We start from the raw sequence: 16,152 nt of genomic DNA on the forward strand, positions 1-16,152 counted from the left end.
GAGAGGGTCGGTCAGCCGCGCAGCTTGGCGCGGTTGCGCTCGCGACCGCGCTGGTTGGCGTCCAGGATCACCTTGCGGACCCGCACGACCTCCGGCGCGACCTCGACGCACTCGTCCGCCGCGCAGAACTCCAGCGCCTCCTCCAGCGACAGCTTGCGCGGCCGGGCGAGGGTCTCCATCACGTCCGCCGTCGACGTGCGCATGTTCGTCAGCTTCTTCTCGCGGCACACGTTGACGTCGAGGTCCTCGGCGCGCGGGTTCTCGCCGACGACCATGCCCTCGTACGCGTCGGCGCCCGGCTCGACGAAGAACGTGCCCCGGTCGGCCAGCTGGATCATCGCGTACGCCGTGATGGACCCGGACCGGTCGGCGACCAGGGAGCCGTTGTGCCTGGTCCGGATCTCGCCGGCCCACGGGCCGTAGCCCTCGGACACCGCGTTGGCGATGCCGGTGCCGCGCGTCTCGGTCAGGAACTCCGTGCGGAAGCCGATGAGGCCGCGCGACGGGACGACGTAGTCGAGCTTGATGCGCCCGCTGCCGTGGCCGGACATGTTCTCCATCCGGCCCTTGCGGTTGGCGAGCAGCTGGGTGATGGCGCCCAGGTGCTCCTCCGGCGCGTCGATGGTGAGGCGCTCGAACGGCTCGTGCAGCTTGCCGTCGACCGTCTTGGTCACCACCTGCGGCTTGCCGACGGTCAGCTCGAAGCCCTCGCGCTTCATCTGCTCGACCAGGATGGCCAGCGCCAGCTCGCCGCGGCCCTGGACCTCCCAGGTGTCGGGGCGCTCGGTCGGCAGCACGCGGACGGACACGTTGCCGACCAGCTCCGAGTCGAGGCGGGCCTTGAGCACGCGGGCGGTGAGCTTGGTGCCGCCGTTGCGGCCGGCCAGCGGCGAGGTGTTGACGCCGATGGTCATGGAGATGGCGGGCTCGTCGACGGTGATCCGGGGCAGCGGCTCCGGGTTCTCGACGTCGGCGAGGGTGTCGCCGATGGTGATCTCCGGGATGCCGGCGATGGCGACCAGGTCGCCGGCGCGGGCCTCCTCGGCGGGGACGCGGTCGAGCGCCTCCGTGATCAGCAGCTCGGTGATGCGGACCTTCTGCACGGTGCCGTCCTCGCGGCACCACGAGACGGTCTCGCCCTTGCGGATGCGGCCGGCGGCGATGCGGCACAGCGCGATGCGGCCGAGGAACGTCGACGCGTCGAGGTTCGTGACCAGGGCGCGCAGCGGGGCGTCGGCGTCGCCGGTGGGCGCGGGGATGTGGTTGAGCAGGACCTCGAACAGCGAGTCGAGGTTCTCCTCCTCCGGCAGGCCGCCGTCGGCGGGCTGGGTGAGGGAGGCGCGACCGGCGCGGGCGGAGGCGTAGACGACCGGCAGGTCGAGCACGGAGTCGTCGGCGCCGACCTCGGTGGCCAGGTCGAGCAGCAGGTCGTGGGCTTCCTCGACGACCTCGGAGATGCGGGCGTCGGGGCGGTCGACCTTGTTCACCACGAGGATGACGGGCAGGCCGGCGGCCAGCGTCTTGCGCAGCACGAACCGGGTCTGCGGCAGCGGGCCCTCGGAGGCGTCGACCAGCAGCACGACGCCGTCGACCATGGACAGGCCGCGCTCGACCTCGCCGCCGAAGTCGGCGTGACCGGGGGTGTCGACCACGTTGATGGTGACGTCCCCGTCGGGCGTGTGCCGGCGGACGGCCGTGTTCTTGGCGAGGATGGTGATGCCCTTCTCGCGCTCCAGCTCGCCCGAGTCCATGACCCGGTCGACGAGCTCGGCGCGTGCGGAGAAGGCACCTGACTGGCGGAGCATGGCGTCGACCAGGGTGGTCTTGCCGTGGTCAACGTGCGCGACGATCGCCACGTTGCGCAGGTCGTTGCGGACCAGCGTTTCCTTGATCGACGCGGTGGCCGTGGGCACGCGGAACTCCTAGAGCTGAGGTAGAGCGAGGGAGGGCCGGGCGCCGGACAGTTAGCAGGAGCACGCGCGCAGCCTCCATCAGTCTACCGGTCCCGGCGTCATTACCACACAGGGCCGTTGGTGAGGTCAGCCTCACCCGGTCGTGTCGCCTAGCCTGATCGACAGGAGGTGGCGCCGACGTGGGCAAGAAGGTGAAGAAGAAGTGCTGCCGGTCCACGCCCCGCTGCAAGCGGTGCCCGGTCCTGGCGATGAAGAAGAACAAGGGCAAGGGCGGCTGACCGCCCCACCCCCCGGTGCGTCCCGGCCGCCCCGGTCCCGGTCCTGGCCCCGGTCCCGGTCAGGCCGTCTCGGTGAGCGCCGCCAACTCGGGCGCGGTGCGGGTGGCCACGAACTCGACGACCCGGTAGGCGACGAGTTCACGGGTCGCGAACGGGTCCGTCGCGAGCAGGGCGTCGAGGTCCTCGCGGGGCATCGGCCGGACGAGGACCACGCCGCCGACGCGGGGCACCTGGCGCCCCGAAGCCAGGAAGTGCCCGGCCTCGTACTGCTCCTCCACCCACTTGACGTGGTCCGGGAGGGCGAGGTCGACCTCGTCGACCGGTGCGGTGTACTCCAGCAGCACGACGTACATAGGAGAAATGTAGACCCGCGAGACGTGGGGGCAACACGCTACGATCGCGGCATGCGCGCTTCTCACACGTTCTGGTGGTCCGCCTTCCGGCGGCCCTGAGAACTGCGCGTCACACGAACGCAGGCCGCCCGCTGGGGCGGCCTTCGCGCGTTCGGGGGGTCTCTCGCGGTGGGCCCACCCGAAGGGAAGAACGATGACCAGGATGTCCGCGATCACCCCGTCCGGTCCCGTCCAGCTGGGCAACTACCTGGGCGCCATCCGCCGGTGGGCCGCCGAGGGCACCGACGAGGACGTGTACTTCATCAGCGACCTGCACGCGATGACGACGTCGCACAACCCGTCGCGATTGCGCTCGCTGACCAGGGAGCAACTGGCGGTGCTGGTCGCCGCCGGGGTGGACCCGCGCTCGGTGTCGGTGCAGTCGGACCTGGTGCGCGAGCTGGGCGCGCTGACGTGGGTGCTGGAGTGCACCTGCACGTACGGCGAGGCGGCGCGGATGGTCCAGTTCAAGGAGAAGTCGAAGGGCCGGTCGTCGGTGCGGTTGAGCCTGCTCACGTACCCGGTGCTGATGGCGGCGGACATCCTGCTCCAGGGCGCGCGGGAGGTGCCGGTGGGTGACGACCAGCGGCAGCACGTGGAGCTGGCGCGGGCGTTGGCGCGGCGGTTCAACGGCACGTACGGCGAGGTGTTCGTGATGCCGAAGGCGGTCGTGCCGCCGACCGCGGCGCGGGTGCGCGACCTGGCCGACCCGACGCGGAAGATGGCGAAGTCGGCGCAGGACGCGGCGGGCACGGTGTTCCTGCTGGACTCCCCGGACCTGGTGCGCCGGAAGGTGCGGCGGGCGGTGACGGACGACCTGGCCGAGGTGCGCTACGCGCCGGAGGAGCAGCCGGGCGTGGCGAACCTGCTGGAGGTCCTGGCGGCGTGCACGCGCAAGGAGCCGGAGGAGCTGGCGGGGTCGATCAAGGACTACGCCGAGCTGAAGGAGGTCACTGCGGAGGCCGTGGTGGAGGAGCTGCGGCCGGTGCGGGAGCGGACGCGGGAGCTGCTGGACGACCCGGCCGAGCTGGACCGGGTGCGGCAGCACGGCGCGGAGCGCTCCCGTGAGCGCTCCCGCCACCGCCTGGACGCCGCCCTGCGCGTCTCCGGCCTCGGCTGACCCCCGCGAGTCCTACGTTCACGACCCGCGAGTCATGCGCTCGCGACCCTCGTGTCCGACGCTCATGCCGAACACCGTCAGGCACGAGCGCATGACACAGGGGTCGTGAGCGCATGACTCGCGGGTCGCTAGCGCATGACTCGCGGGAGGAGGGGGTGGAGGGCGGGGAGGAGGGCTCGGTCGGCGGGGAGCCAGTCGAGGGTGGCCAGGTCGGCGGGGGCCAGCCAGCGGACGGCGCGGTGCTCCACCGGGTGCGGGGTGCCGGTGACGAGGCGGGCGGCGTAGGCGCGGAGGACGAGGTCGGCGCGCAGCGGCACGTCGGGGCCCACCTGGTCGGCGGCCTCGACGGTGACGCCCAGTTCCTCGGCGCACTCGCGGGCGACGGCGGCGCGGTCGGGTTCGCCGGGTTCGACGCGCCCGCCGGGCAGCTCCCAGCGGCCCGCGGCGTCGGCCGGGTAGGCGCGCTGCTGGGCGAGCAGGAGGCCGTCGTGGACGACGGCGGCGGCGACGACCACGCGGGCGGCGAGCAGTTCGCGGGAACGGCGGGTCACGGCGCCGGCGCGGGCTTCGAGGACCTTCAGGGCCAGGCCGCGGCCGACCACGACGTCGGCGAGCCGCCCGACGGCGCCGCCGGGGCTGGTCCACTCGACGCGGTCGACGACGACGGTGCCGCCGCCGGTGTGGCGCAGGTCGGTGGCGAGGGCGAGGCGGGGCAGGGGGCCGCCGACGAGTTCGGCGGACAGGCCGGTGGTGTCGGCGCGGGTGACGCGCAGGGTGCCGGTGAGGCGGCCGACGGCGGCGGTGAGGGTGGCGCCCTCGTACAGGGGGGACGGCGCGGTGACGCGCACGCCGAGGCCGCGGACGGCGCGGGTCAGCACCCCGGCGTCCAGCAGGGCCGCGGCCACCGTGCGCGGGGGCGCGTCGACCAGCGTGGTGGTCCTCAGCTCGGGCACGGGCGAGATCCTGCCATCACCGGTAGGCCGGCCAGCGCACCTCCAGGCGGGCGCCGCCCTCGGGCGACTCGCCGGCCCGGACGGTGCCGCGGCGGCGGCGCACGAGGTGGGCGACCAGGGCCAGGCCGAGGCCGAAGCCGCCGGTGGCGCGGCCCCGGTCGGACTCGACGCGGTAGAACCGGTCGAAGACCTTCTCGCGGTGCTCCTCGGGGATGCCCTGGCCGTCGTCGTCCACGACGAGGCGGACGTCGCGGGCGGCGGGCAGCACGGACAGGCGGATGAACGTGCGGGCGTGCCGGGCGGCGTTGCGCAGCAGGTTGTCGACGACCAGCTCGACCTCGGTGCGGGCGGCGGGGATCATGCAGGCGCTCATGGGCGCCGCGACCTGCACCAGCAGGTCGGTGTCGCCGAGGCGGTCGACGGCGGCCTGGACCTGGAGCACGAGGTCGACGGGTTCGGCGCGGGGCAGTTCGCCGGTGTCCGCGCGGGCGAGGATGAGCAGGGCGTCGACCAGCTCGGACAGCCGGATGGACTCCTCGACGACGGATTCGAGGACCTCGATGGAGAAGTCCGGGTCGGGGTGGGCGACGGCGACCTCGGCCTGGGCGCGCACGGACGTGACCGGGGAGCGCAGCTCGTGGGCGGCGTCGCCGGTGAACCGGCGCAGCCGTTCGGTGGCCTCGTCGCGGCGGGCGAGGAGCCCGTTGAGGGCCACGGCGAGCGCCTGCAGCTCGTCGCGGGCGGCGGGCACGGGCAGGCGCTGGCCGCGCGGCAGCTCGCCGGCGGCGGTCCTCATCCGCTCGACGGGCCGCAGGGAGGAGCGCACGGCGAACCACGTGGCGATGCCGACGAGCCCGGCGACGAGGACGGCGGCGAGCAGCAGCCAGCGGGTGCCGAGCCGGTTGGCGGCCTGGTAGCCGACGAGCGTGTCGCCCGCGACGTGCAGGCGGGGCGTGCCGTCGGGGGCGAACTCGACGCGCCCGACCCAGCGGTGGGCGCCGGCGCCGTCGAGCCGCAGCACGGGTTCGCCGGACTTGAGCAGGCGGACGTCGGCCGGGGTGAGGCCGGTGGGCGGCCCGCCGTCGAGCGGGTTGCCGGCGGTGTCGAGCACGCGCACGTGCGCCGTCTTCGCCAGCTCCGCGTCGACCGCGCTGACCTGCACCATCCCGATGAGGCGCGGGGCGAGGAGGGTGAACGCGAGCAGGCACAGCAGGGCGACGCCGGTGGCGACGACGGTGATCCGGAACCGCAGCGTGCGCCGCAGCCACCACCGGCGCGGCCACCAGCGGCGCGGGCTCACCTGCGCCTGCTGGCCGCCGAGCCGAGGGCGGCGTCCAGGTCGGGCGTGGACGCCAGGTAGCCGTGGCCGCGCACGGTGCGCACGACCTCGCCCGCGCCCATCGCGTCGAGCTTGCGCCGCAGGTAGCCGACGTAGACCTCGACGGCGTTGCGGGTGGCGGCCTGCTCGTCGCCCCACACGGTGCGCAGCAGCTCGTCCTTGGTGACGACGGACCCGGCGCGGCCGGCGAGCACGTCGAGCACGGCGTACTCGCGCGGCGACAGGGCGACGTGCTCGCCGGCCCACCGGACCTCGCGCACGGCGCGGTCCACGACGAGGTCGCCGAGCGTGAGCCGGCGCCGCGCCAGGTCGGCGTCGTTGCGCCGCAGCAGCGCCCGGACCTGGGCGACGAGCACCACGAACGAGAACGGTTTGACCAGGTAGCCGTCGGCGCCGAGGTCGAGGCCGTCGGCCTGGTCGACCTCGCCGTCCTTCGCCGACACCATCAGCACGGGGGTGCGCACGCCCTCGGCGCGCATCCGCTGGAGCACCCGGTAGCCGGACAGGCCGGGCAGCATGATGTCGAGCAGCACCACGTCGAACGCGCCGGTCAGCGCGACCCGCAGCGCGTTGGGGCCGTCGGCGGCGGTGACGACCTCCATGCCCTCCGCGGACAGGCCGCGCTCCAGCGCGCGCCGCACGCCGACCTCGTCGTCCACTACCAGCACCCGTGGTCTCACGCCCACAGCATGCCCGTTCGGTGGGACGATCGTCGTGCGGCTCTCAGCACCGTCTCAGCCTCTCAGCGCCGTCTCAGGACGGTCGGAGGAGTGTCCGGGGTGTCGGGCCGCAAGGGGCTGCCCGGCAGGAGGAGGGATCACATGAACCGCAGGAGGGTGACGGTCGTCGCCGCGGCGGTCGGCGTGGTCGCCGGCGTCGCCGGGTTGGGGGTGCTGGCGATGCCCGCCGGCGCCGGTCAGGCCCCGGTGCTGCCGGAGGTGGGCGCCGAGGCGCTCGTCGAGTCCGTGGTCACGGCGGGGCCCGCCGCGTTCGGCGGCACCGTGGAGGTCTCCAACGACCTGGGCGTCCCGGCCGTCCCGGGTGTGCCGCAGCTGTCCGACGGCGACAGCGCGGTGCGGCTGTGGAGCGACGGCGCGGGCCGGGTGCGGGCCCAGCTGCCCGCCGGGAACTCGGAGCGGACGTTCGTCGACGACGGCACGACCGGGTGGCTGTGGAACTCGGCCGAGCAGGCGGTGAACAAGTTCCCGCACGGCGCGGCGCCGCCGCAGGAGGCCGCGGCGGCCGACCCGGTGGCGGTGGCGCGCGAGGTCGTGACGCGGCTGCGGGAGTTCAGCGACGTCACCGTCGACGGCACCGCCCGGGTGGCGAACCGCCCGGTGTACGAGCTGGTGCTGTCGCCGAAGCCGACGGAGAAGACGGTCCTGCGCGAGGTCCGCGTGGCGGTGGACTCGGAGCTGCGGGTGCCGCTGCGGGTGGCCGTGCTGACGAACGGCACGAACGCGCCCGCCGTGCAGATCGGGTTCTCCGAGCTGAACGTCGGCCCGCAGGACGCGGCGCTGTTCTCGTTCACGCCGCCCGCCGGGGCGACGGTGACCGAGGCGAAGCCCGAGGGGCCGTCCGGGCACGACCGGGCGGCGGCCGAGCAGGCGCTCGCCGAGGCGAACCCGCAGGTGATCGGCGAGGGCTGGGACGTCGTGCTGGGCGCGCGGGTGCCCGGGGGGGCGCTGGCGGCGTTCGAGCGGCAGGAGCCGTCCGGTGACCGGCGCGACCGCGGCTTCGAGGGCCGGCCCGGTGCCGGGGACGTCGACGTGCAGGGCCTGCTGGAGCAGCTGGGCAAGGAGGTCGGCGGCACGTGGGGGTCCGGCACGCTGATCACCACCCGGGTGGGCGGCGTGCTGATCGCCGACGACGGCCGGGTGGCGGCGGGCGCGGTGCCCGAGCAGGTGCTGCTGGACGCGATCGGCCAGGTCAAGTGACCACCTCGACCAGCGCGCGGGTGGAGTCGGCCACGGCCGGCTCCACCCCGGTCCTCGCGGCCCGGACGCGGGGGCTGCGCAAGGTGTACGGCCGGACCGTCGCGGTGGACCGGGTGGACCTCGACGTGCCGCGGGGGGCGGTGCTCGGGATGCTCGGCCCGAACGGGTCGGGCAAGACCACCACGATCCGCATGATGCTCGGGCTGGTGCGGCCGACCGAGGGGGAGGTCGAGCTGCTGGGCGAGGCGCTGCCGGACGGGGCGGCGGCGGCGCTGCCGCACGTCGGCGCGCTGGTCGAGGGTCCGGGGTTCCACCCGTTCCTGTCGGGGCGGGAGAACCTGCTGCGGGCGGCGGCCTTCGAGCCGCTGCTCGCGACGGGCGACGTGAAGCGGGCCGTGGAGGACGCGCTGGAGCGGGTGGGCCTGGCCGCCGCCGCGCACCGCCGCTACCGCGGCTACTCGCTGGGCATGAAGCAGCGCCTGGGCCTGGCCGGGGCGCTGCTGGTGAAGCGGCAGCTGATCGTGCTGGACGAGCCGACGAACGGCCTGGACCCGGCGGGCACCCGCGAGGTGCGCCGGGTGATCGCCGACCTGCACGGGGCGGGCAGCACGGTCGTGGTGTCGTCGCACCTGCTGTCGGAGATCGAGGCGATCTGCACGCACGTCGCCGTGCTGCACCGCGGCGCGGTGGTGGCGCAGGGCGAGCTGGGCGAGCTGCTGCGGGCGGACGGCAACGCGCTGCTGGTGACCACGCCGGACGTGGACGCGGCGCTGAACGCGCTGCGCAACGGCCGCATCTCGGCCCGGCCCGCGGACGACGGCGTGCGGGTGGAGCTGATCGGCACGACCGCGCCCGCGGTGCTGGAGGCGCTGGTCAAGGCCGGTGTGGCGGTGCACGAGGCGCGGCGGCACCGGACGGGGTTGGAAGACCTGTTCGCGCGGCTGACCGAGGCCGAGGAGTCCGAGCACAACCTGTCCGCGGTGGACACGATCGAGGAGGGTGCGCGATGAGCGCGCTGGTCGTCACGCGCGCGCCGCTGGGCAGGCAGCTGCGCTCGGAGCTGCGCTGGATCGTCCGCAGGCCCCGCACCCTGATCGGGTTGGCGTGCCTGTGCCTGGTGCCGGTGCTGGCGGGTGTCGGCCTGTGGTTCGCCGTCGACGGCGAGGGTCCCGCCGGGCCGGGCCTGGCCGCGATCATCGCCGGCAACGGCCTGGTGCTGCCGGTGTTCACGCTGTTCCTGGCGCTGCCGCTGCTGCTGCCGCTGGTGGGCGCGATCTGGGCGGCCGACGGCCTGGCCGGCGAGGCCCAGCACGGCACGCTGCGCGGCCTGATGATCTCGCCGGTGGGCCGGATGCGGCTGCTGGGGGTCAAGGCGTTCGGCGTGGCCACCATGACGCTGGTCGCGGTCACCCTGATCGCGGTGGTCGGTGCGGTGGTGGGCGTGGTCCTGTTCGGCGGCGGCGGGATGCTGACGCTGTCCGGGTCGACGCTGTCGTTCGGCGCGGCGCTCGGGCGGATCGCGCTGACCGTGCTGCTGGTCACCGTGCAGGTGTGGGGGGTGGCGGCGATCGCGCTGGCGATCTCGGCGTGCACCGAGCACCCGCTGGTGGTGATGGCCGCGACCATGGCGGGCGTCATCGTGTCCGCGGTGCTGGGCGTGTTCGACTCGCTGGACTGGTTGCAGCCGTACCTGCTCACGTCGGCGTGGGACGGCCTGGTGGACGTCGTGCGCGACCCGCTGCCGACCGAGGGGCTGTGGCACAGCACGGCGCTGGCCGGGTGCTTCGTCCTGATCGGCCTGTCGCTGGCGGCAATGCGGTTGGCGACGAAGGACAACTAGGTTCTACTGGCGCCCGTGGAGACGGAGCGGTTGGCGTTGCGCGCGTTCGTCGGGTCCGATGTGGACGACGTGTCCCGGCTGCTCGGCGAGCCGCGCGTCATGCGGTACGTCGAGGACGGCAGGCCGGTGCCGCGCCCGCGCGTGGAGGCCGAGGTCATGCCGAGGCTGCTCGCCGGGGGCTGGTGGGCGGCGCACCTGAAGGCGACCGGCGGGTTCGTCGGCTGGTTCGAGCTGAGCCCGGCGGGCGACGGCGTGGCGGAGCTGGGCTACCGGCTGCACCCCGACCACTGGGGCCGCGGGTACGCCACCGAGGGCGCGCGGGCGCTGGTGGCGCACGGCCTCGCGTCCGGGCTGCGCCGGATCACCGCGACCGCGATGGCGGTCAACACCGGGTCGCGGCGGGTGCTGGAGAAGGCCGGGCTGCGGTACGTGCGGACGTTCCACGAGGTGTGGCCCGTCCCGATCGAGGGCTCGGAGCACGGCGACGTGGAGTACGAGCTCACCCGATGAGGGCGATCCCGTCGTGGTCCACGGCGAGGCGCACCCGGTCGCCGGGCGACGGGGGCCCGGCGACCGGGGCGACCGCCTCGAACTCCTCCCCGCGCACGGAGACCAGCAGCCGCACGTGGTCGCGCCGGTGCACGCGCTCCAGCACGTCGGCGGCCAGCGGCCCGTCCGGGGTGACGCGCAGCGCGGTGGACCGCAGCCCGACCCGCGCGTCCACGCCCACCAGCTCGCGCGCGGCCCCCGGGTCCAGCACCTTCCCGCAGCCCAGGAAGCGGGCCGTGTCGACGTCGGCGGGGTGCCGCCACACCTCGGCCGGGGCACCCACCTGCGTGATCCGGCCCGCCCGCATCACCGCGACCCGGTCGGCCAGGGTGAACGCCTCGTCGTGGTCGTGCGTCACGACCAGCGCGGTCGCGCCGGCCTCCCGCAGCAGCCGCGCCAGGTCCACCGCCAGCTGCTCGCGCAGCGCCCGGTCCAGCGCGGACAGCGGCTCGTCGAGCAGCAGCAGCCTGGGCCGGGGCGCCAGCGCCCGCGCCAGGGCGACCCGCTGCTGCTCGCCGCCGGACAGCTCGGTGACCCGCCGCCGCCGGTAGCCGGCCAGGCCGACCAGCTCCAGCAGCGCGTCGACCCGCTCGTCCCGCGCGCCCCGCGCCACGCCGCGCACGCGGAGCCCGAACCCCACGTTGCCCGCCACGTCCCGGTGCGGGAACAGCTGGCCGTCCTGGAACACCAGGCCGAAGCCGCGCCGGTGCACGGGCGTGCCGGCCAGGTCCGCGCCGTCCCACGACACGGTGCCGCCGCTCGGCGGCTCCAGCCCGGCCACGGTCCGCAGCAGCGTCGACTTGCCGCACCCGGACGGCCCGAGCAGCGCCACCACCTCGCCGTCGGCGACGTCCAGGTCCACCCCGGACACCGCGGTCACGTCCCCGTACCGCACGGTCAGGCCGGCCACCCGCAACGCCATCAGAACTCCCCACCGCTCGGCACGCGCAGCCGTTCGATCGCGAGCACGGCCAGCGCGGTCACCACCATCAGCAGCGCGCACGCCGCGTACGCCATCTGGCTGTTGAGCTGCCCCGGCCGCGACATCAGCCGCGCGATGACCACGGGCAGCGTCGGCGCGTCCGGGCGGGCCAGGAAGCTCGTCGCGCCGAACTCGCCCAGCGCCACCACGAACCCGAAGCCGGCCGCCGCGACCAGCGACCGCGACGCCAGCGGCAGGTCCACCTCGCGCCACACCCGCCACGGGCTCGCGCCCAGCGTCGCCGCCGCCTGCCGCAGCCGCTCGTCCACCGCCCGCAGCACGGGCAGCACGATCCGCACCACCAGCGGCGTCACCACCAGCGCCTGCGCGAGCGGCACGAGCAGCGGCGAGGTGCGGAAGTCGCCCGGCAGGGCGTCTATCGTGATCAGGTAGCCGAAGCCGACGGTCACCGCGGACACGCCCAGCGGCAGCATCAGCGCCGTGTCCAGGGTCTCGGCGAACCACGACCCGTGCCGCCGCAGCCCCACCAGGACCACCGCCGACAGCACGCCCACGGCCAGCGCCACCAGCGTCGCGTCGGTCGCCACGCGCACCGAGTTCAGCGCCGCGTCGAGGCCGGTGACGGCGAGCGTGCCCCGCTCCCCCGTGCCCGCCAGCGCCCGGTACCCGGCGAGGCTCCAGCCGTCGCGGGTGGCCAGCGACCGCACCAGCAGGCCCACGACGGGCGTCAGCAGCAGCGCCACCACCAGCCACGCCGCCGCGACCACGCCCCACTCGCCGCCGGTGGGGCGGCGCGGCGGTTCGACGCGCAGCGGCATCCCCCGTTCCCGGCGGCGCCGGGCCGCGCCGCCCAGCAGCAGGACCGCGACCACGGCGGCGAACTGGAGCAGCGACAGCGCCGCCGCGCCGGACAGGTCGAACAGCTCGACCGTGCGCAGGTAGATCTCGGTCTCCAGGGTGCGGTGGCGCGCGCCGCCGAGCACCAGCACGACGCCGAAGCTGGTGGCGCAGAACAGGAACACCACCGACGCGGCCGACCCGACCGCCGGGGCCAGGGCGGGCAGCACCACGGCGGTGAAGGCGCGGGCGCGCGACGCGCCGAGCGCCCGTGCCGCGTCCTCCGCCCGCCGGTCCAGCCGCGCCCACAGGCCGCCGACCGTGCGGGCGACCACGGCGACGTTGAAGAACGCGTTGGCCAGCACGATCGGCAGCACGCCGCCGTCCGGCCACAGCGCCCGGAACGCCAGGCCGACCACCACGGTCGGCAGCACGAACGGCACCATCACCGCCGCCCGCACCACCCCCGTGCCGCGCACCCGGCAGCGGGCCAGCACGAACGCCACCGGCAGGCCCGCGACCAGCGCGAACACCGTCGCGGCGGCGGCCTGGCCGAGGGTGAACCCGACCAGTTCCCACGTCGCGCCGGCACCGAGGACCCGCGGGACGCCGCCCTCGCCGAAACCGAGGCCCACGATCGCCGCGACCGGCCAGGCGAAGAACACGCCCAGGAACGCCAGCGGCACCAGCGCGGCCAGCGACCAGCCGAGGACCGGGGACCTGCCGGGCGCCGAGGGACTGCCGGGGACCGGGGACCTGCCGGGTGCGGGGGGCCTGCCGGGTGCGGGGGGCCTCAGCCCTGCACGATGGTGCGCCACTCCTGCACCCACCGCTCCCGGTTGGCGTCCACCTCGTCGGCGGGCAGCGAGCGCGACGACGCCGGCAGCGGGGCGGCCTTCGCCCACGCCTCGGGCAGCGCCACGCCCTCGCGCGACGGGTACACGTACATCTGGCCCGGCACGTCGGCCTGCACGGCCTCGGACAGCAGGAAGTCGACGACCCGCGCCGCGTCGGCCGGGTTCTCCGCGCCGTCGAGCACACCCGCGTACTCCACCTGCCGGTAGCAGGTGTCGAGCAGCGCCCTGGTGCGCGGCTGCCCGTCGTCGCCGACCTCCGCCGACGGCGAGGACGCGTAGGACACCACGATCGGCCGGGGGCCCTTGCCGCTGGAGCCGGAGAAGTCCTGCGTGTACGCCTCCTCCCAGCCGCTGACCACCTTGACGCCGTTGGCCTTGAGCTGGGCCCAGTAGTTCTGCCAGTTGCCCTCGCCGAACGTGGCGATCGTGCCCAGCAGGAACGCGAGCCCCGGCGACGAGGTGGCCGGGTCCTCCACGACCAGCATGTCCCGGTACTTCGGGTCGGCCAGCTGGGCGAGCTGGGTGGGCTCGCCGACGTCCTTGAGCGCGGCGACGTCGACGTTGAGGCACACGTCGCCGACGTCCACGGCGTGCAGCCGGTTCGGCGGGTCGAGCTGGTAGCGCTGGGCGCCCTTGTCGGCCTCGGGGCTCGCGTACTCGGCGAAGACGCCCTCGCGCAGCGCGCGGGACGCGAAGGTCGAGTCGACGCCGAACGCGACGTCGCCGATCGGGTTGCCCTTGGTGAGCACCAGCTTGTTGGTGACCTCGCCGGCGTCACCGCTGGCCAACGGCTTGATGGTGATGCCGGTGTCCGTCTTGAACCTGTCCAGCAGCTCCTGCGACAGCGCGAACGAGTCGTGCGTGACCAGGGTCACCGACCGGTCCTGGTCGGCGGGCGACTGGCTGGTGGTCACCGAACAGCCGGTGAGCAGCGCGAACGCGGTCGCGGCGGACAGTGCGCGTCGGAACATCATCTCTCCCTACACCGGCATGACCCGGATCAGGTGTGGACGGTCGAAGGCTCGCGCGCCTTCCTCTCAGCCCGGCGCAGCACCGGACTCCCGTGGCGAACGCGCAGCCTACCCCGAGCGGTGGCACGATCGGGTGCATGGCCGAACTGCTGACCGACGACCAGGTGACCGCCGCGCTGGTCTCGCTGCCCTCGTGGAGTGCGCGGGACAAGGCGCTGGTGCGGGTCGTGGAGCTGGAGAGCTTCCCCCGGGCGATCGAGGCGGTGAACCGGGTGGCGGAGGTCGCCGAGCGGGTGGACCACCACCCGGACGTGGAGATCCACTGGCGCACGCTCACGTTCCGCTGCTGGACGCACGTGCGCGACGGGATCACCGCCCGCGACGTGTCACTGGCGGAGGAGATCGACGGGGTCCTCGACGCGCTCGGGTGACCGCTCCCGGAGCACCACGGCGATCGTGACCAGCGTCAGCACGCCCACCGCCGGGTACACCCAGCCCAGCGCCGAGTAGTACCAGGGGCGCGGGATCACCCAGATCGACGGCTGGGCGTTGAGCAGGAACGAGATCAGGTAGCTGCCGATCGCCAGCACCCAGGCGACCGCCGTCACGCTCGCCAGCACGTGGTGCGCCCGGTACACCAGCCACATCAGGGCGGGCACCGCCCACACCCAGTGGTGGCTCCACGAGATCGGCGACACCAGCAGGCCGAGGAACTGCACCGCGACGACCATCGCCAGGGTGTCCTTCGCCTTCACGGCGGCGTGCAGCGCGAACCCGGCCAGCACCGCCGACACCGCCACGGCCGCGAGGAAGACCGGGCCGGTCTGGATGTCGTACCCGAGCGTGCGGCTCAGCGCACCGCGCAGCGACTGGTTGATCGCCGACCCGACCGGGCCGACGCGCGTGGCGTCGCCGAGCAGGTGGAACCAGTACTCGGCCGACAGGCGGGGCGAGACGACCCACGCGAGGCCGACCGTGCCCGCGAACGCCACCACCGACCAGACCGCCGCCTTGTACTGCTTCGTGACGAGGAAGTAGAGCCCGGAGATGGCGGGCGTGAGCTTCAACCCGGCCGCGATCCCGACGCCCGCGCCCTGCTTCCAGGCGCGGGCGCTGACCAGCGTCCCGATCAGCAGGGCGGCCAGCACCAGGTTGACCTGCCCGTAGTTCAGCGTCGTGCGCACCGGCTCGACCCAGACGAACAGGCCGGTCCACAGCAGCGCGCGGCGCGGGTCGTTGCTGCCGGCCAGGTGCAGCGACTTCTTGGTCAGGTACCAGAGGCAGGCCAGGCAGAGGAGCTGCCAGGACCAGCGGGCCGCGCCCCAGGAGACCCAGGACAGCGGCACGAACACGATCGCCGAGAACGGCGGGTAGGTGAACGGCAGGGCGAACTGGTCGGAGAACTCCTCCAGCCGCCACTCGTAGAGCCGGCCGGTGAACAGCTCGGGCGAGGCGTTGCGGTAGACCATGAGGTCGACCATGGTCATCTTCGCCTGGAGGGCGACCATGGCCAGGTGGCCGAGGACGGACAGCCCGAACACCCACGACGCGAAGGCGAGCACACGGCCCTCCAGTGCACGCAGTCCCACCCTCTACCTCCACGATCGTGTGAATTGCACGACTGACGGGCCACGAACCGGGGTACCCGGACGTCAAGACGAGTGGGAGATCAATACCGCAAGGGGATTAGCAATGACCGCCGACATCGTCGTGTTCACCGTCTCCGCCCTGGGCATGCTGGCCACGGCCGGGGGCGTCTTCGCCCTCGCGCGCCACAGCCGCAACCAGGTGCGCTGACGACACCAGACAGTACCTCGGGCCGGTCCACCGTCGGGTGGGCCGGCCCGAGGTCGTCCACCGGCCGTCCGGCCGTCCGGTCGGGTCGGTCGGGTCGGTCAGTAGTGGTAGCGAGCGGCGAGGATGACGACCTCCTGCTCCGCGACCAGGTAGACGAGGCGGTGCTCGTCGTCGATCCGCCTGGACCAGGCCCCGGCCAGGTGGTACTTCAACGGCTCGGGCTTCCCGATACCGGTGAAGGGGTCGCGCAGGACGTCCTCGATGAGCTTGTTGATCCGGGCGAGCACCTTGCGGTCGTTCTTCAGCCAGGACGTGTAGTCCTCCCGGCCGTGCTCCTCGAAAACGAGCCTCACCCGGCTCCCTCTCCCGCGTCCGCCGCGTCCGGGTCGATCAGCCCACGGGTCGACAGGCCGACACCGCCGAGGG

General features: G+C 74.2%; 16 protein-coding genes. 6 read left to right on the forward strand and 10 right to left on the reverse strand.

All coding sequences use genetic code 11. The features are described 5' to 3' along the window. Positions 1-11: 11 nt before the first annotated feature. Positions 12-1,913: a translational GTPase TypA gene (gene typA, locus ACR807_RS36210; protein WP_438926020.1), complete on the reverse strand. Its 1,902-nt coding sequence runs from the start codon at positions 1,911-1,913 to the stop codon at positions 12-14. A 337-nt stretch (positions 1,914-2,250) separates the two neighbouring features. Next, entirely contained in the window at positions 2,251-2,544 is a 294-nt protein-coding gene (locus ACR807_RS36215; protein WP_438926021.1) for a YciI family protein, read from the reverse strand. A 193-nt stretch (positions 2,545-2,737) separates the two neighbouring features. Between ACR807_RS36215 and trpS the strand changes: the two genes are divergently transcribed. Then, on the forward strand, positions 2,738-3,703 hold the full coding sequence (trpS, locus tag ACR807_RS36220; protein WP_438926022.1) for a tryptophan--tRNA ligase: 966 nt from the start codon (positions 2,738-2,740) through the stop codon (positions 3,701-3,703). 128 nt (positions 3,704-3,831) lie between these two features. On the opposite strand, the gene ACR807_RS36225 is transcribed toward trpS, so the two are convergent. From ACR807_RS36225 to ACR807_RS36235, 3 genes are read right to left on the reverse strand one after another with little or no spacing between them, the layout of a single operon-like run. Continuing rightward, positions 3,832-4,656: an NUDIX domain-containing protein gene (locus ACR807_RS36225; RefSeq protein WP_438926023.1), complete on the reverse strand. Its 825-nt coding sequence runs from the start codon at positions 4,654-4,656 to the stop codon at positions 3,832-3,834. Positions 4,657-4,672: 16 nt separating this feature from the next. Continuing rightward, positions 4,673-5,956: a sensor histidine kinase gene (locus tag ACR807_RS36230; RefSeq protein WP_438926024.1), complete on the reverse strand. Its 1,284-nt coding sequence runs from the start codon at positions 5,954-5,956 to the stop codon at positions 4,673-4,675. After that, on the reverse strand, positions 5,953-6,675 hold the full coding sequence (locus tag ACR807_RS36235) for a response regulator transcription factor (protein WP_438926025.1): 723 nt from the start codon (positions 6,673-6,675) through the stop codon (positions 5,953-5,955). Before ACR807_RS36235 ends, ACR807_RS36230 begins: the two co-directional genes overlap by 4 nt. A 141-nt stretch (positions 6,676-6,816) precedes the next feature. Between ACR807_RS36235 and ACR807_RS36240 the strand changes: the two genes are divergently transcribed. Genes ACR807_RS36240 through ACR807_RS36255 form a run of 4 tightly spaced genes read left to right on the forward strand, consistent with a single transcriptional unit; the run spans position 6,817 to position 10,282 of the window. Next, a complete protein-coding gene (locus tag ACR807_RS36240) occupies positions 6,817-7,932 on the forward strand; it encodes a LolA family protein (RefSeq protein ID WP_438926026.1) in 1,116 nt (371 codons plus the stop codon). After that, positions 7,929-8,942, forward strand: a complete 1,014-nt coding sequence (locus ACR807_RS36245; RefSeq protein ID WP_438926027.1) for an ABC transporter ATP-binding protein — start codon at positions 7,929-7,931, stop codon at positions 8,940-8,942. Before ACR807_RS36240 ends, ACR807_RS36245 begins: the two co-directional genes overlap by 4 nt. Continuing rightward, positions 8,939-9,772 carry an ABC transporter permease gene (locus ACR807_RS36250; RefSeq protein ID WP_438926028.1) on the forward strand — a complete coding sequence of 278 codons (834 nt, stop codon included), beginning with the start codon at positions 8,939-8,941 and terminating at the stop codon, positions 9,770-9,772. Before ACR807_RS36245 ends, ACR807_RS36250 begins: the two co-directional genes overlap by 4 nt. A gap of 15 nt (positions 9,773-9,787) precedes the next feature. Continuing rightward, positions 9,788-10,282, forward strand: a complete 495-nt coding sequence (locus tag ACR807_RS36255) for a GNAT family N-acetyltransferase (RefSeq protein WP_438926029.1) — start codon at positions 9,788-9,790, stop codon at positions 10,280-10,282. On the opposite strand, the gene ACR807_RS36260 is transcribed toward ACR807_RS36255, so the two are convergent. The 3 genes from ACR807_RS36260 to ACR807_RS36270 all read right to left on the reverse strand — a co-directional run bounded on the left by ACR807_RS36260 (position 10,272) and on the right by ACR807_RS36270 (position 13,929). Continuing rightward, complete coding sequence (locus ACR807_RS36260) at positions 10,272-11,243, reverse strand: ABC transporter ATP-binding protein (protein ID WP_438926030.1); 972 nt, start codon at positions 11,241-11,243, stop codon at positions 10,272-10,274. The two genes, ACR807_RS36255 and ACR807_RS36260, sit on opposite strands and share 11 nt — an antisense overlap. Beyond that, on the reverse strand, positions 11,243-12,790 hold the full coding sequence (locus tag ACR807_RS36265; protein ID WP_438926035.1) for an ABC transporter permease: 1,548 nt from the start codon (positions 12,788-12,790) through the stop codon (positions 11,243-11,245). Before ACR807_RS36265 ends, ACR807_RS36260 begins: the two co-directional genes overlap by 1 nt. A 104-nt stretch (positions 12,791-12,894) precedes the next feature. Further along, entirely contained in the window at positions 12,895-13,929 is a 1,035-nt protein-coding gene (locus tag ACR807_RS36270; protein ID WP_438926031.1) for a thiamine ABC transporter substrate-binding protein, read from the reverse strand. 137 nt (positions 13,930-14,066) lie between these two features. On the opposite strand from ACR807_RS36270, the gene ACR807_RS36275 reads away from it, so the two are divergent. Beyond that, a complete protein-coding gene (locus ACR807_RS36275) occupies positions 14,067-14,360 on the forward strand; it encodes a 4a-hydroxytetrahydrobiopterin dehydratase (protein WP_438926032.1) in 294 nt (97 codons plus the stop codon). Here the strand turns inward: ACR807_RS36275 and ACR807_RS36280 are convergent. Both ACR807_RS36280 and ACR807_RS36285 read right to left on the reverse strand, forming a co-directional pair. Continuing rightward, complete coding sequence (locus tag ACR807_RS36280; protein WP_438926033.1) at positions 14,316-15,518, reverse strand: mannosyltransferase; 1,203 nt, start codon at positions 15,516-15,518, stop codon at positions 14,316-14,318. The two genes, ACR807_RS36275 and ACR807_RS36280, sit on opposite strands and share 45 nt — an antisense overlap. A 306-nt stretch (positions 15,519-15,824) precedes the next feature. Beyond that, positions 15,825-16,079 carry a Txe/YoeB family addiction module toxin gene (locus tag ACR807_RS36285; protein ID WP_438926034.1) on the reverse strand — a complete coding sequence of 85 codons (255 nt, stop codon included), beginning with the start codon at positions 16,077-16,079 and terminating at the stop codon, positions 15,825-15,827. Positions 16,080-16,152 lie beyond the last annotated feature (73 nt).

The sequence above is a fragment of the Saccharothrix sabaoui genome (genome assembly GCF_051756985.1).
In the GTDB taxonomy this organism is placed as follows: domain Bacteria; phylum Actinomycetota; class Actinomycetes; order Mycobacteriales; family Pseudonocardiaceae; genus Actinosynnema.

Coding starts and splice junctions, on each gene's coding strand:
- ACR807_RS36250 (WP_438926028.1), top strand. CDS start 8,939: ATGAGCGCGCTGGTCGTCACGCGCGCGCCGCTGGGCAGGCAGCTGCGC.
- ACR807_RS36260 (WP_438926030.1), bottom strand. CDS start 11,243: ATGGCGTTGCGGGTGGCCGGCCTGACCGTGCGGTACGGGGACGTGACC.
- ACR807_RS36270 (WP_438926031.1), bottom strand. CDS start 13,929: ATGTTCCGACGCGCACTGTCCGCCGCGACCGCGTTCGCGCTGCTCACC.
- ACR807_RS36275 (WP_438926032.1), top strand. CDS start 14,067: ATGGCCGAACTGCTGACCGACGACCAGGTGACCGCCGCGCTGGTCTCG.
- trpS (WP_438926022.1), top strand. CDS start 2,738: ATGACCAGGATGTCCGCGATCACCCCGTCCGGTCCCGTCCAGCTGGGC.
- ACR807_RS36215 (WP_438926021.1), bottom strand. CDS start 2,544: ATGTACGTCGTGCTGCTGGAGTACACCGCACCGGTCGACGAGGTCGAC.
- ACR807_RS36240 (WP_438926026.1), top strand. CDS start 6,817: ATGAACCGCAGGAGGGTGACGGTCGTCGCCGCGGCGGTCGGCGTGGTC.